This window comes from Spinactinospora alkalitolerans, assembly GCF_013408795.1.
Lineage (GTDB): Bacteria > Actinomycetota > Actinomycetes > Streptosporangiales > Streptosporangiaceae > Spinactinospora > Spinactinospora alkalitolerans.
On sequence record NZ_JACCCC010000001.1, the window covers coordinates 646,478 to 658,524 of the forward strand.

Consider the following 12,047-nt stretch of genomic DNA (forward strand, 5'->3'; position numbering starts at 1 on the left):
TCAGGCCGGTTCGCCGGCCGCTAGGGCTTCCAGGTCCACCAAGGCGCCGCCGCTGTTCTCCGTGCTCTTCAGGAGCAGCCGGGTCGGCTGCACGCCGTCCTCGACGATGAAGACGAGCTTGCCCTCGGCCTGCTCCTGCGGCCCTATCGCCTGCCAGAGCGAGTCCTGGGCCTCGGAGCCGATGGGGTCCTCGGCGGGGAACATCGGGGAGCCCTCGCCGCCGATCCGCTGCAGCTCCGGCTGGAACCGCAGCGTCTCGCCGGTGATGTTGCGCGCCTCCATCGGCAGGACGCAGTACGTCCCGTGCGTGAGGCTGGACCGCCCCTCCAGGGACGGGCTGCACGCGAGGTCGCGAACCCGGAACTCCATCAGGTCGTCGCTGACGGCGCCCTCGGCGGCCGCGGCCCCTCCGTCGGAGTCGCCGGGCGAGTCCTCGGGCTTGGCCTCGCCCTGGGAGTCGGGCTCGTTCTGCTCCTGCCGGGAGTCGCCGTCCTGCCACGGCAGGGACAGGCCGTTGGCCCCCAGCACGGTGAGCACGGTGAACAACGCCAGCAGCAGGACGGCCGCGATGACCGCGATGGTCGCCACCCACCGCGTGCGCCGCTTCTCCGGCTGCATCGGGTTGTGCGGGGGCGGCGGGACCGGCGGCACGTAGGGCTGGGCCTGCGGCCGCGAACCCGGCTGCCCCTGCTGCGCCCCGGACTGCGGCACGGGCGGGATCGGCCCGGTGTGGTGCGGGGAGACCACCGGGAACTGGCCGGTGTGGTGCGGCTGGGCCTGCCGGCCGGGGGCCGCCGCCGGGCGCTGCATCTGCTGGCTCTGGTGCGCCGGAGCGGGCGCCGCGCCGCTGGGCGGGTGCGGCATGGGCGCGGGCGGATAGGGCTGCGGACGGTGCGGGCCGGGCGGACCCTGGTGCGGCGGCTGCGGCTGCGGGGGGCGCATGCCCGTGCCCGTCTGGTGCGGACCGGGCGGCGGGCCCTGCGGGGGCATGGGCGGCATCGGCGGCAGGTTCGGCCGCCACGACTGGTGCAGCGCGTGGCTGACCATGTCGTTGGCGTCGTTGTTGTTCTCGGAGCCGCCGCCGGCCAGCTCCAGCAGGAGGTCCTGCGCCTTGGGCCGCCGCTCCGGCTCCTTGGCCAGCGCCTGGGCCACCAGCCGGTCCAGCGGGCTGTCGAGCTCGCCGATCTGCGGCTCGGCGAAGAGCACCCGCTTGCCCAGCGTCATCGCGTCGCCGTTGCCGAACGGGTGCGCGCCGTTGCCGGCGAACGCCACGAGGCAGCCCCACGCGAAGATGTCGGCTGCTGTGGTGACCTTCTCCTCCAGCAGCTGCTCGGGTGCCATCCAGCCGGGGCTGCCCATCACGATGCCGGTCTGGGTGTGGTTGGTCATGGTGTTGAGCGCGCGGGCGATGCCGAAGTCGATCACCCGGGGCCCCGACAGCGACAGCAGCACGTTGGCCGGCTTGAGGTCGCGGTGCACCAGGCCGGCGCCGTGGATGGCCGCCAGCGCCGCGGCCACGCCCAGGGCGAAGCCGTGCAGCGTGCTGGAGTCGAGCGCGCCGTGCTTGGCGATGTGCTCGGCCAGGGCCGTGCCCGCGATGTACTCGGTGACCATGTAGGGCCGGCTCTCGAAGGTCCCGTGGTCGAGGATCTTGGCGGTGCAGAAGGAGGCGACCCTGCGGGCGTTCTCCATCTCGTCGCGGAACCGGGCGCGGGTGGCCTCGTCGAAGGCCAGTTCCGGCCGGATCACCTTGATCGCGACCTGGGCACCCTTCTCAGGGGCGCGGCCGAGGTAGACCGTCCCCATTCCTCCGCTGCCCAGACGTCCGGCCAGCACGTAAGGACCGATGGTGGCCGGATCTCCGGCGGCCAACGGTTCCAGGTTCTTCGGGAGCCCATCCGACGGCAAGCGACCCTCCCCGACGGTGTCCAAACTCCGTCTGGCCCAAAGGTAGCGGGGATTGCGTCCTGATACCCACCCGCACCGGCCGCCGGGTCCGATCGCGGAAGCCGACAGTGGCGGCGGGGGAGGGGGAATCGCCAGGGGAACGCCCACCGTCCTGAGCGCGACGGGTGAACCGCACGGCCGACCGTGGGCGGATGTGTGGGTTCACGGAGGTGGGGTTTCCTTTACGATCTAGGACTCGTGACCGCTATGACCGCCATAACCGTTCGAGTACCCGCGAAGGTAAACCTCCAGCTAGCGGTGGGGCCAGCGCGCGAAGATGGATACCACGATCTGGTCAATGTCTTTCACGCTGTTTCGCTCTTCGACGAGGTTACCGTCACGGAGGGGGATCCGGGGGCGGCCCTGGACCCGGTGGCGCTGACCGTCGGCGGCGATCTCGGTCCCCGGGCCGCCGACGTGCCCCTCGACTCCGGCAACCTCGCCGCCCGCGCCGCCGCGCTCCTGGCACGTGAGACCGGTGCCGGCACCCCGGTCGGCATCCACCTGCACAAGACGATCCCGGTCGCCGGCGGCATGGCCGGCGGGAGTGCCGACGCCGCCGCGACCCTTGTGGCGTGCGACACGTTGTGGCGGACCGGCCTCGCACGCGCGGACCTCCTCGCCCTCGCCGCGCGGCTCGGCAGCGACGTGCCGTTCCCGCTCGTCGGCGGCACCGCCGTGGGCACCGGGCGCGGCGAGCTCCTCGAACCCGTGCCGTGCGGGGGCCGGTTCCACTGGGTGTTCGCACTGGCCGAGGAGGGATTGTCGACGGCGGCGGTGTTCGGCGAGTACGACCGGCTGCGCCCCGGCGCCCCCGAGCCCGGACTCGACGCCGACCTGATGGCCGCGCTGGCCGCGGGCGACGCCGCCGCGCTCGGCGCCGCGCTCTCCAACGACCTGGAGCGCGCGGCGTTCTCGCTGCGCCCCCGGCTGCGCGGGGTCCTCGCCGTCGGCAGGGAAGCCGGTGCGCTCGGCGCGATCGTCTCCGGATCCGGCCCCACCTGCGCCTTCCTCGCAGCCGACGAGGCCGGCGCCGCCGAGGTCGCCGCGGCGCTGGAGGACTCCGGGCGCTGCGGGCGGACCGTGCGCGCCCACGGCGACGTCCCGGGGGCGACCCTGCTGTAGGGGCCGCCGGGGCCGCCCCCGGCCGTGTTCACCTGCCGCCCTCACCCGCCGGTTTGAGCAGCGGCGCGCCCGGGCCGTAGGCGGCCAGCGCGTCGTCCTTGTTGTGCAGCCCGCAGGAGCGCAGCGACAGGCACCCGCAGCCGATGCAGGAGGTGAGCCGGTCCCGCAGCCGCTGCAGCGCGTCGATCCGAGTGTCGAGCTCGGCGCGCCAGTCCTCCGAGAGCCGCGCCCAGTCCTGCGTGGTGGGCGTGCGCCCGTCGGGGAGGGCGCCGAGCGCGTCGCGGATCTGGTTGAGCGTCAGGCCGACGCGCTGCGCCGCGGAGATGAACGCCAGGCGGCGCAGCACGTTGCGGTGGTAGCGGCGCTGGTTGCCGCTCGTGCGTTCGGACCGGATCAGGCCGCGCTCCTCGTAGAACCGCAGCGTGGTGTGCGCGACGCCGCTGCGCTCGGCGAGCTGGCCGATCGTGAGCCGGACGGGAAGGTGACTCATATCACTCCCTCACTTCTCCGATTGACCTCCAGTTAACTCGAGGTCTGAGACTGGCGCCATGCCGACGAAGACCTTTTCCAGATACGCCGACCTGCCGGCGCTCATCGGGCTGATGACCGGCGACGAGAAGCACCGCGCGGCCGCCGAGTCGACGCTGGACGTGCTGTGGGTCCTCTACGACCGCGTCCTCGACGTCTCACCCGAACGCGCCGACGACCCCGGACGCGACCGCTTCCTGCTCTCCAAGGGCCACGGTCCCGCCGCCTACTACGCGGTGCTCGCGGCCAAGGGCTTCCTCGACGTGCCCACCCTGCGCCGCTGGGCGGAGTTCGACTCGCCGCTGGGCCACCACCCCGACCGGGTCCTCGTGCCCGGTGCGGAGATCGGCAGCGGCTCCCTCGGCCACGGGCTCGGCCTGGGCCTGGGCACCGCCCTGGGGCTGCGCGCCCAAGGGCGGCCGGAACCGAGGGTGGTGGTGCTCCTCGGCGACGCCGAACTCGACGAGGGCAGCAACCACGAGGCCATCGCGGTCGCCGGCCGGTTCGGGCTGGACAACCTCACCGCCGTCGTCATCGACAACCGGTCGGCCTCGCTCGGCTGGCCCGGCGGCATCGCCGACCGGTTCTCCCGCGAGGGATGGGCCGCCCGCTCGACCGTCGCCCGCGACCACACCGCCCTGCACGAGGCGCTCACCGCGCCGCACCACGGCCGGCCGCTGGCCGTCGTGGCCCGCGTCAACCCCAAGGAATGGTGAACATGACCGCCACCGCCACCGCGCCGCGGACCGTCGTGCCGCAGCAGATGCGGGAATCCTTCATCGACACCGTCACCGCGGCCCTCGACACCGACCCCCGGCCGGCCGTGGTGCTCGCCGACATCTCCGCGGACAACTTCGTCCAGGCCGCGGCCCGCCACCCCGAACGGGTCGTCAACGTCGGCATCCGCGAGCAGCTCATGATCGGCGTGGCCGGCGGCCTGGCGCTGACCGGGATGCGCCCCGTCGTCCACACCTACGCCCCCTTCCTGGTGGAGCGCCCCTTCGAGCAGGTCAAGCTGGACCTCGGCCACCAGGACGTCGGCGCGGTCCTGGTCAGCGTCGGCGCCTCCTACGACGGGGCGGGCATGGGCCGCACCCACATGGCGCCCGGCGACGTCGCGCTCCTCGACACCCTGCCCGGCTGGACCGTGCACGTCCCCGGCCACGCCGCGGAGGTGCCCGCGCTCCTCGGTCCGGCACTGCGCTCCGACGACCGCGTGTACCTGCGGCTGTCCACGCGCGGCAACGCCGCGGCCCGCCCGGTCGGCCAGGGGCTGGTGGTCGTCCGCGCCGGATCGGCGCGGTCCCGGGGCGTGGTGGTCGCCGTGGGCCCCATGCTGGACCGGGTGCTCGCCGCGACGGCCGGCATGGACGTCACGGTCGGCTACCTGGCCACGGTCCGCCCGTTCGACCGCGTCGGCCTGAACGCCGCCGCGGCCGCGGCCGGCCACGCCGACGTCATGATCGTCGAGCCCTACCTGAGCGGCACCTCGGCCCACGAGGTCGGCGAAGCGCTGAGCGACCGCCGGCACCGCCAGCTCTGCCTCGGCGTCCCCCGCGGCAGCGAGCTGCGCGGCTACGGAACCCCCGATGACCACGACCGGGCCCACGGCCTCGACGCCGCCGGGATCGCCGCCGCGGCGCGGGACTTCTTCCCGGAGTGACCGGGGAGCGACCGGAGCGGCGGGACGGGCGGCGGGCCGGCGAACGGCGGGCGTGGTCATTTCATCGCGGTGCAGCCACCAGAATGGAACCACGATGAATCTCGTCAACCTTCAGGACGTATCCCTGGCCTACGGGCCCCTGGTGCTGCTCGACACCGTCTCGCTCGGCGTCGACGAGGGCGACCGCATCGGCGTGGTCGGCCGCAACGGCGGCGGCAAGTCCACGCTCGTGTCGGTGCTGGCCGCGCGCACCGAGCCCGACTCCGGCCGGGTGATCCACAGCCGCGGCCTGCGCGTCGGCTTCCTGCACCAGCGCGACAGCTTCCCCGACACCAGCGTCGGCGCCTTCGTGCTCGGCGAACTCGCCGAGCACGAGTGGGCCGGCGACGCCAGGGTCCGCGACGTGCTGCGCGGACTGCTCAGCGGATGGGACCTCGACACCCCGATGGCGGCCCTGTCCGGCGGGGAGCGCCGCCGCGCCGGACTGGCCAGGATGCTCATCGAGACCCACGATCTGATCATCCTGGACGAGCCGACCAACCACCTCGACATCGAAGGCATCGCCTGGCTCGCCCAGCACGTCAAGGCGCGCAGGGAGGCACTGGTCGTCGTCACCCACGACCGCTGGTTCCTCGACGCCGTCACCAACCGCACCTGGGAGGTCGTGGACGGCCGGGTCGAACGCTACGAGGGCGGCTACGCCGCCTACGTGCTGGCCAAGGCCGAACGCCAGCGCCTCGCCCAGGCCGCAGAGGAACGCCGCCAGAACCTCATGCGCAAGGAGCTCGCCTGGCTGCGGCGCGGCCCGCCCGCCCGGACCTCCAAGCCCAAATTCCGGATCGACGCCGCCAACGCCCTCATCGCCAACGAACCCCCGGTCCGCGACACCGTCGAACTCGTCCGCTTCGCCGGCACGCGGCTGGGCAAGACCGTCGTCGACGTCGAGGACGCCACCCTCAAGGCCGGCGACCAGACCCTGCTGGAGCACCTCACCTGGCAGCTCGGCCCGGGCGAACGGGTCGGCCTCGTCGGCGTCAACGGCTCGGGCAAGACGACTCTGCTGCGCCTGCTCGCAGGAGAGCGCGAACCCGACGCCGGCTCGATCCGGCACGGCAAGACCGTGCGGCTCGCGCACCTGTCGCAGAACATCACCGAACTCGACTCCGGACGCCGGCCGCTGGAGGCCGTCATGGAGATCCGCGAGCACGTCACCATCGGCAAGCGGGAGTACTCCGCCAGCCAGATGCTGGAGCGCTTCGGTTTCCGCGGCGAACGCCAGTGGACCCCCATCGGCGACCTCTCCGGCGGGGAGCGGCGGCGGCTCCAGCTCCTCCGGCTGCTCATGGACGAGCCCAACGTGCTGCTGCTGGACGAGCCGACCAACGACCTCGACATCGAGACGCTGACCGAGCTGGAGGACCTGCTCGACGGCTGGCCGGGGTCACTGGTGCTGGTCAGCCACGACCGCTACTTCCTGGAGCGTGTCTGCGACCGCGTGCTGGCGCTGCTGGGCGACCGCAGGCTGCTGTTCCTGCCCGGCGGCGTCGAGGAGTACCTGGCCCGGCGCGCCGAGACCGCCGACACCGGCCGGGTGCCCGTCACCCGCGCCGACGAGGACCGCCAGGACGCGCAGCAGGAGGCGGCCCCGCAGATGTCGGCCGCCGAGCGCCGCGCCGCGCAGAAGGAGATGCAGCGCGTCGAGCGCCGCATCGACCGGATCGGCGCCAGAGAGGCCGAACTGCACGAGCTGATGGCGCAGGCCGCCGACGACTACACCCGGCTGGCCGACCTCGACGCCGAACTCAAGGTGCTCACCGCCGAGAAGGACGAGCTGGAGGAGGCCTGGCTCGCCCAGGCCGAGCGAATGGGGGAGTGACCCGGGCCTCGCGGTGACTTCAGGGGGTCTTGAAGGCCCGCCCCAGGACGGAGTAGGCGTGCGGGTGGGCGATCTCCGTCCACGGGACCTGCGGCCACGCGAGCGGATCGCCCAGTCACCGCGAACTCCTCTGTGGCCGAGGTGGGGAGCCGTCGGCGTCCAGGTGGGCGGACACCTCTAAGGCAGCTCCACGACCTCCTCGAACACCTCCGCGATCTCGTTGGCGCCGGCCCGGTTGGTGTGGATGTCGGGGCCCCGGTCGGTGTTGCACATCCAGGTGTAGTCGCAGATCCTCTGCACGTTGGCCGGCATGCCGGTGTCGCTGCCGGCCGGCACCTCGAAGTCCCCCGACTCGAAGGCCGCCGAGACGTCGGCCACGTCGATGCCCGCCGCGCCGTAGGCCTCCGTCAGCACCCGGTTCATCTCGGCCAGGACGTCGTTGGAGTAGCGGGCGAGGTCCTCGCCGGAGTCCTCCTCCGGCTCCCCGCCGTCCCCCCTGCCCTCGCCGGCGAGCCCGGCGGCGGCGCCCTCCAGGTCCTCCAGCAGCAGGGCCGCCAGGAACGGGTTGTAGTAGGTCATCCCGATGATCTGCACGTCCTCGCCCGCGGCCGAGCGCAGGCGCTCGGCGATCGCCGGGGCCTCCTCGCGCAGGCGCCGCAGCCCGTCCTCGACGCACTCCTCGTCGATGTCGGTGCCCACCTCGCCGCTGCCGTCGTAGGCGCACCGGGTGAAGTTGTTCGCGCCGACGTCCACCGTCACCAGGGCGACGTCACTGCGGTTGGCCTGCAGGAACGCCTCGGCCGTCGCCAACTGCGAGCCCTCCTCGTAGTCGCAGTCAGCCATCCCGCCGGAGACGAACGTGCTGCTGTCCTCGCCGCCGCAGCCCATCCTGACGTGCTCCAGGGTGGAGTCGCGGTCGTAGAGCGCGCGGTACAGGGCGTCGGTGTAGCCCTCGTCGGTCTCGGCGTACCCGCCGTCCTCGCCCGGCTGGACGCCGACCGCGAGCGAGTCGCCCAGCGACAGGTAGAAGCGCTTCTCCGGGGTCTCGTCGCCACCGCCGGAGGAGCACCCTCCGGCCACCAGGGCCGCCACCGCGGCCGCGGCCGCACAAGCACGCCAGCGCATGTCCACGCACCTCTCCACCGGATCCGCGCAGGATCTCCACGTGCGCCCCCGAACGGCGTCCGCACCGGGGATACCGCCGAGTAACTAGGGTCGCGGATGGACCGGGGATTCGTCGAGGGGGGAGAGGACCGATCTCAGCAGCGAGGCGAGCCGTCCGCGGTCGTCGGCGCCCATCTCGCCCAGGATCGACTCCTCGTAACTGAGCAGATCGGCCAGCGCGGCGTCCACGCGCTCCTTGCCCTCGTCGGTGAGCCGCACCAGGACGCCCCGCTTGTCGGCGGGATCGGGGAAGCGCCGCACCAGCGCGGCCGCGGCCAGGCGGTCGATCCGGTTGGTCATGGTCCCCGAGGTCACCAGGGTCGCGCGCAGCAGCCGTCCCGGGCTCAGCTCGTAGGGCGGACCCGACCGGCGCAGTTCGGCCAGCACGTCGAACTCCCACGGTTCCAGGCCGTGCTCGGTGAACACCGTGCGCCGCGCGCGATCGAGGTGCCGCGCCAGCCGCGAGACCCGGCTGAGTACCTGCAGCGGCTCGACGTCGAGATCGGGGCGCTGGGCGCGCCACGCCTCGACCAGACCGTCAACCTCATCGCGCATGCCCGTAGCTTATCTCTTGACATCAAGATAGTGTGGCGGCCCGTCAGGGGCGTCCCGGCCCGCGCCGCGAGGACGAGGTCAATCGCCCTTGCGCCGGTGCTGCACGGTCTCCAACCGGGGCTTGGGATCCAGGCTCGACAACCCGTTCCACGCCAGGTTCACCAAGTGCGCCGCCACCACCTCGCGCTTGGGCCTGCGCACCTCCAGCCACCACTGGCCGGTCAGCGCCACCATGCCCACCAGCGACTGCGCGTACAGCGGCGCCAGCTTCGGGTCGTACCCGCGCGACTTGAACTCCTCCCCGAGGATGTGCTCCACCTGGGTGGCGATGTCGCTGATCAGGCTCGCGAAACTGCCCGTGCCCGACGCCGCGTGGGAGTCGCGCGCCAGGATGCGGAACCCCTGGCTGCTCTCCTCCACGTAACGCAGCAGGGCCAGCGCGGCATGCTCCAACTTGTCGCGGGCATGGTCGCCGATCAGCGCGTCGCCGACCATGCCCAGCAACTTCTGCATCTCGCGGTCCACGACAACGGCGTAGATGCCCTCCTTGCCGCCGAAGTGCTCGTAGACCACGGGCTTGGAGACGCCGGCGCGCGCCGCGATCTCCTCGATCGAGGTGCCATCGAAGCCGCGCTCGGCGAAGAGTTCCCGTCCGATGTCGAGAAGCTGCTCCCGGCGCTCCTTGCCGGTCATGCGTTTCCTACGCGACCGGGGTTTCTGCTCGCTCACGGCTTCCATGATGGCCAATCAGTCTAGACGCTGACGCGTTTGGCGGACAGGCGTTCCGCATTCGGCCAACGGACCTTCGTCGCCCAGCCGAGCTTCTCGAAGCTCCAGATGACCCGGGCGGAGATGTCGATCTGGCCCTTGAGCACCCCGTGGCGGGCGCAGGTGGGGTCGGCGTGGTGCAGGTTGTGCCAGGACTCGCCGAAGGACGGGATCGCCAGCCACCACACGTTGCGCGACCGGTCGCGGACCTCGAAGTTCTCCTCGCCGATCGTGTGGCAGATCGAGTTGATCGACCAGGTCACGTGGTGCAGCAGCGCGACGCGGACCAGGCTGGCCCAGAAGAACGCGGTGACGGCGCCCCACCACGACATCGTCACCAGGCCGCCGATGAGGGCCGGAGCGAACAGGGAGAAGCCGACGAGGGGACCGAACCACTTGTCGACCCGGACGATGTCCTTGTCCTTGAGCAGGTCGGGCGCGAAGCGCTTGGGCGAGGTCTTCTGCTCGTCCAGGAACAGCCACGCCATGTGCGCGTAGAACAGGCCCTTGGCGACCGAGCGCCAGTCGTCGCCGAAGCGCCACGGCGAGTGCGGGTCGCCCTCGGCGTCGGCGTATTTGTGGTGGCGCCGGTGGTCGGCCACCCACTTGATGACGCTGCCCTCGATGGCCAGGCTGCCGGCGATCGCCAGCGCGATCCGCAGCGGCCGCTTGGCCTTGAACGAGCCGTGCGTGAAGTGCCGGTGGAAGCCGACGGTGATGCCGAGGCCGCTGACGATGTAGAAGACCGCGCCGATGATGACGTCGGTCCAGGTCAGCCCCCACCCCCAGGCGAAGGGCACCGCCGCGACCAGGGCCAGCAGCGGGACGAAGACGAAGAAGAAGACGGTGTAGCGCTCCGCCTTGCCGCGGCCGTGCGGATCCACTTCCGGCTCAGGAGCGCGTTTTGTCGTCGAGTCGGGCGCGATCTCGGGTGCTGCGGTCATGTACCCACCTTGGTCATGGCGGCCGTGCGGTTTGGTCGAGCGAACGCGCGGGAACGACCCCGCGTCACCCGACCGCCCGGCGGTCGTCGTGAAACTTATACCTACGTAACCGTAACCTACGCTGACGTAGGTTTGGCAAGTGAACGAGGCCAATTTCCGGCAAAGGCCGCGGAGTGCCCCATGTGGGCCGCTTCCAGGCGCCGATGTGACCGAAACGGCAGATGTCGCTTACCTCGGGAAACCGGCCCTGTGGACAACCCGCGGAAGCCGGGCGGGCGACGTGCCGGATCGCGCATGCTTCGGGGTATGGACAGGAACACACGTTCGAACGATGCCCTCCGTGCCCGTGCCGTCGAACTCCGCGAGCAGGGGTGGAGCAATCCCCGGATCCGGGCCGAGCTCGGCCTGAGCGGCTGGGGGCTGACCGCGTTGCTCCAGGGCCACGTGGAGCCGGTGCACGAGGCCCTGGCCAACCGGGCGAAGACGGAACTGCGGGAACAGGCCCGGGACCTGCGGACGCAGGGCTGGAGCTACACGGCGATCAGCCGCAAGCTCAAGGTCTCCGAGAGCAGTTGCTCACTGTGGCTGCGAGATCTGCCCAAGCCGGAGACCTACCGGCCCACGCCGCCCCCGGAGAAGTACGCCCACATGACAGCGGAGGAGTGGGCGGACTACTCGCTGCACCGGATGGAGGCCTATCGCCTGCAGAAGGAGAAGGAGCGGAGGACGCTCAAGGCGGAGGCCGCAGCCGAGATCGGTGAGCTCTCGGACCGTGAAGTGCTCATCGCGGGGGTGATGATTCACTGGTGCGAAGGGACGAAGAGCAAGCCGTGGCGGCGCGAGACCCGCGTCATCATGATCAACAGCGACCCCGCCCTGATCCTGCTGTACCTCCGCTTCTTGAGGCTCGTGGGCGCCGAGGACGATCGGCTGGCCTTCAACCTGAGCATCCATGAGACGGCGGACATCGAGGCGGAGACCGGGTACTGGGCCCGAGATCGTCGGCGTACCGCCGGAGAGGTTCCTGAAGCCCTCCATCAAGAAGCACAATCCCCGGACGGTCCGCAAGAAGGTCGGGGACCACTACCACGGCTGCCTGGTCGTCAGGGTGCGCAAGAGCGCGCAGCTCTACCAGCGCATCGAGGGCTGGGCGAAGGCCGTCATGATGGGCTCCGAGGGAGCGGTCTCCGACATCTGGTCGGCCGAGGAGGCTCCCTGGTAGCGGCCCCGCTCACGCGGCACCGTCGTCCGGTGTGGACCGTCCGTTCACGCCGGGCGGCGGTGTGTCTGGCATGATTATCGAGGTGACCTTGAGCAGGGGACGGGTTATCTTGGTTCCCGATCGAACGGGTGATGCCTCATTCACCATCAGCCGTGGCGATGAGGGTGCCCGTTCCGCGGTCCCGGGTGGTGTAATCGGCAACACGTCTGATTTTGGTTCAGATATTCCAGGTTCGAGCCCTGGCCCGGGAGCAAA

At 71.5% G+C, this 12,047-nt stretch carries 11 protein-coding genes and 1 tRNA gene; 6 read left to right on the forward strand and 6 right to left on the reverse strand.

The annotated features are described in order from the left end of the window. Window positions 1-1,908 carry a serine/threonine-protein kinase gene (locus HDA32_RS03140; protein ID WP_179641722.1) on the reverse strand — a complete coding sequence of 636 codons (1,908 nt, stop codon included), beginning with the start codon at window positions 1,906-1,908 and terminating at the stop codon, window positions 1-3. A 246-nt stretch (window positions 1,909-2,154) separates the two neighbouring features. On the opposite strand from HDA32_RS03140, the gene HDA32_RS03145 reads away from it, so the two are divergent. After that, entirely contained in the window at window positions 2,155-3,072 is a 918-nt protein-coding gene (locus HDA32_RS03145) for a 4-(cytidine 5'-diphospho)-2-C-methyl-D-erythritol kinase (protein ID WP_179641723.1), read from the forward strand. A gap of 28 nt (window positions 3,073-3,100) precedes the next feature. On the opposite strand, the gene soxR is transcribed toward HDA32_RS03145, so the two are convergent. After that, window positions 3,101-3,562, reverse strand: coding sequence for a redox-sensitive transcriptional activator SoxR (gene soxR / locus HDA32_RS03150; protein ID WP_179641724.1), 462 nt, complete (start codon window positions 3,560-3,562; stop codon window positions 3,101-3,103). A 58-nt stretch (window positions 3,563-3,620) separates the two neighbouring features. On the opposite strand from soxR, the gene HDA32_RS03155 reads away from it, so the two are divergent. The 3 genes from HDA32_RS03155 (at window position 3,621) to HDA32_RS03165 (ending at window position 7,139) form a co-directional block, all read left to right on the forward strand. Continuing rightward, a complete protein-coding gene (locus HDA32_RS03155; RefSeq protein WP_179641725.1) occupies window positions 3,621-4,316 on the forward strand; it encodes a thiamine pyrophosphate-binding protein in 696 nt (231 codons plus the stop codon). Window positions 4,317-4,363: 47 nt separating this feature from the next. Continuing rightward, on the forward strand, window positions 4,364-5,263 hold the full coding sequence (locus tag HDA32_RS03160; protein WP_179646436.1) for a transketolase family protein: 900 nt from the start codon (window positions 4,364-4,366) through the stop codon (window positions 5,261-5,263). A gap of 94 nt (window positions 5,264-5,357) precedes the next feature. Further along, window positions 5,358-7,139: an ABC-F family ATP-binding cassette domain-containing protein gene (locus HDA32_RS03165; RefSeq protein ID WP_179641726.1), complete on the forward strand. Its 1,782-nt coding sequence runs from the start codon at window positions 5,358-5,360 to the stop codon at window positions 7,137-7,139. A 177-nt stretch (window positions 7,140-7,316) separates the two neighbouring features. Here HDA32_RS03165 and HDA32_RS03170 read toward each other — a convergent pair whose 3' ends face one another. The 4 genes from HDA32_RS03170 to HDA32_RS03185 form a co-directional block, all read right to left on the reverse strand. After that, on the reverse strand, window positions 7,317-8,264 hold the full coding sequence (locus HDA32_RS03170; protein WP_179641727.1) for an SGNH/GDSL hydrolase family protein: 948 nt from the start codon (window positions 8,262-8,264) through the stop codon (window positions 7,317-7,319). Between the two features lie 84 nt (window positions 8,265-8,348). Beyond that, window positions 8,349-8,858 (reverse strand): MarR family winged helix-turn-helix transcriptional regulator, encoded by a 510-nt coding sequence (locus HDA32_RS03175; protein ID WP_179641728.1) that lies wholly within the window; start codon window positions 8,856-8,858, stop codon window positions 8,349-8,351. 78 nt (window positions 8,859-8,936) lie between these two features. Continuing rightward, a complete protein-coding gene (locus HDA32_RS03180; protein ID WP_179641729.1) occupies window positions 8,937-9,596 on the reverse strand; it encodes a TetR/AcrR family transcriptional regulator in 660 nt (219 codons plus the stop codon). 14 nt (window positions 9,597-9,610) lie between these two features. After that, window positions 9,611-10,570: an acyl-CoA desaturase gene (locus HDA32_RS03185; protein ID WP_179641730.1), complete on the reverse strand. Its 960-nt coding sequence runs from the start codon at window positions 10,568-10,570 to the stop codon at window positions 9,611-9,613. Between the two features lie 306 nt (window positions 10,571-10,876). Between HDA32_RS03185 and HDA32_RS03190 the strand changes: the two genes are divergently transcribed. Next, complete coding sequence (locus HDA32_RS03190; protein WP_179641731.1) at window positions 10,877-11,866, forward strand: hypothetical protein; 990 nt, start codon at window positions 10,877-10,879, stop codon at window positions 11,864-11,866. 105 nt (window positions 11,867-11,971) lie between these two features. Continuing rightward, window positions 11,972-12,043, forward strand: a tRNA-Gln gene (locus HDA32_RS03195). Window positions 12,044-12,047 lie beyond the last annotated feature (4 nt).

Coding starts and splice junctions, on each gene's coding strand:
- HDA32_RS03190 (WP_179641731.1), top strand. CDS start 10,877: ATGGACAGGAACACACGTTCGAACGATGCCCTCCGTGCCCGTGCCGTC.
- soxR (WP_179641724.1), bottom strand. CDS start 3,562: ATGAGTCACCTTCCCGTCCGGCTCACGATCGGCCAGCTCGCCGAGCGC.
- HDA32_RS03175 (WP_179641728.1), bottom strand. CDS start 8,858: ATGCGCGATGAGGTTGACGGTCTGGTCGAGGCGTGGCGCGCCCAGCGC.
- HDA32_RS03180 (WP_179641729.1), bottom strand. CDS start 9,596: ATGGAAGCCGTGAGCGAGCAGAAACCCCGGTCGCGTAGGAAACGCATG.
- HDA32_RS03145 (WP_179641723.1), top strand. CDS start 2,155: ATGACCGCCATAACCGTTCGAGTACCCGCGAAGGTAAACCTCCAGCTA.
- HDA32_RS03185 (WP_179641730.1), bottom strand. CDS start 10,570: ATGACCGCAGCACCCGAGATCGCGCCCGACTCGACGACAAAACGCGCT.
- HDA32_RS03155 (WP_179641725.1), top strand. CDS start 3,621: ATGCCGACGAAGACCTTTTCCAGATACGCCGACCTGCCGGCGCTCATC.
- HDA32_RS03160 (WP_179646436.1), top strand. CDS start 4,364: ATGCGGGAATCCTTCATCGACACCGTCACCGCGGCCCTCGACACCGAC.
- HDA32_RS03170 (WP_179641727.1), bottom strand. CDS start 8,264: ATGCGCTGGCGTGCTTGTGCGGCCGCGGCCGCGGTGGCGGCCCTGGTG.
- HDA32_RS03165 (WP_179641726.1), top strand. CDS start 5,358: ATGAATCTCGTCAACCTTCAGGACGTATCCCTGGCCTACGGGCCCCTG.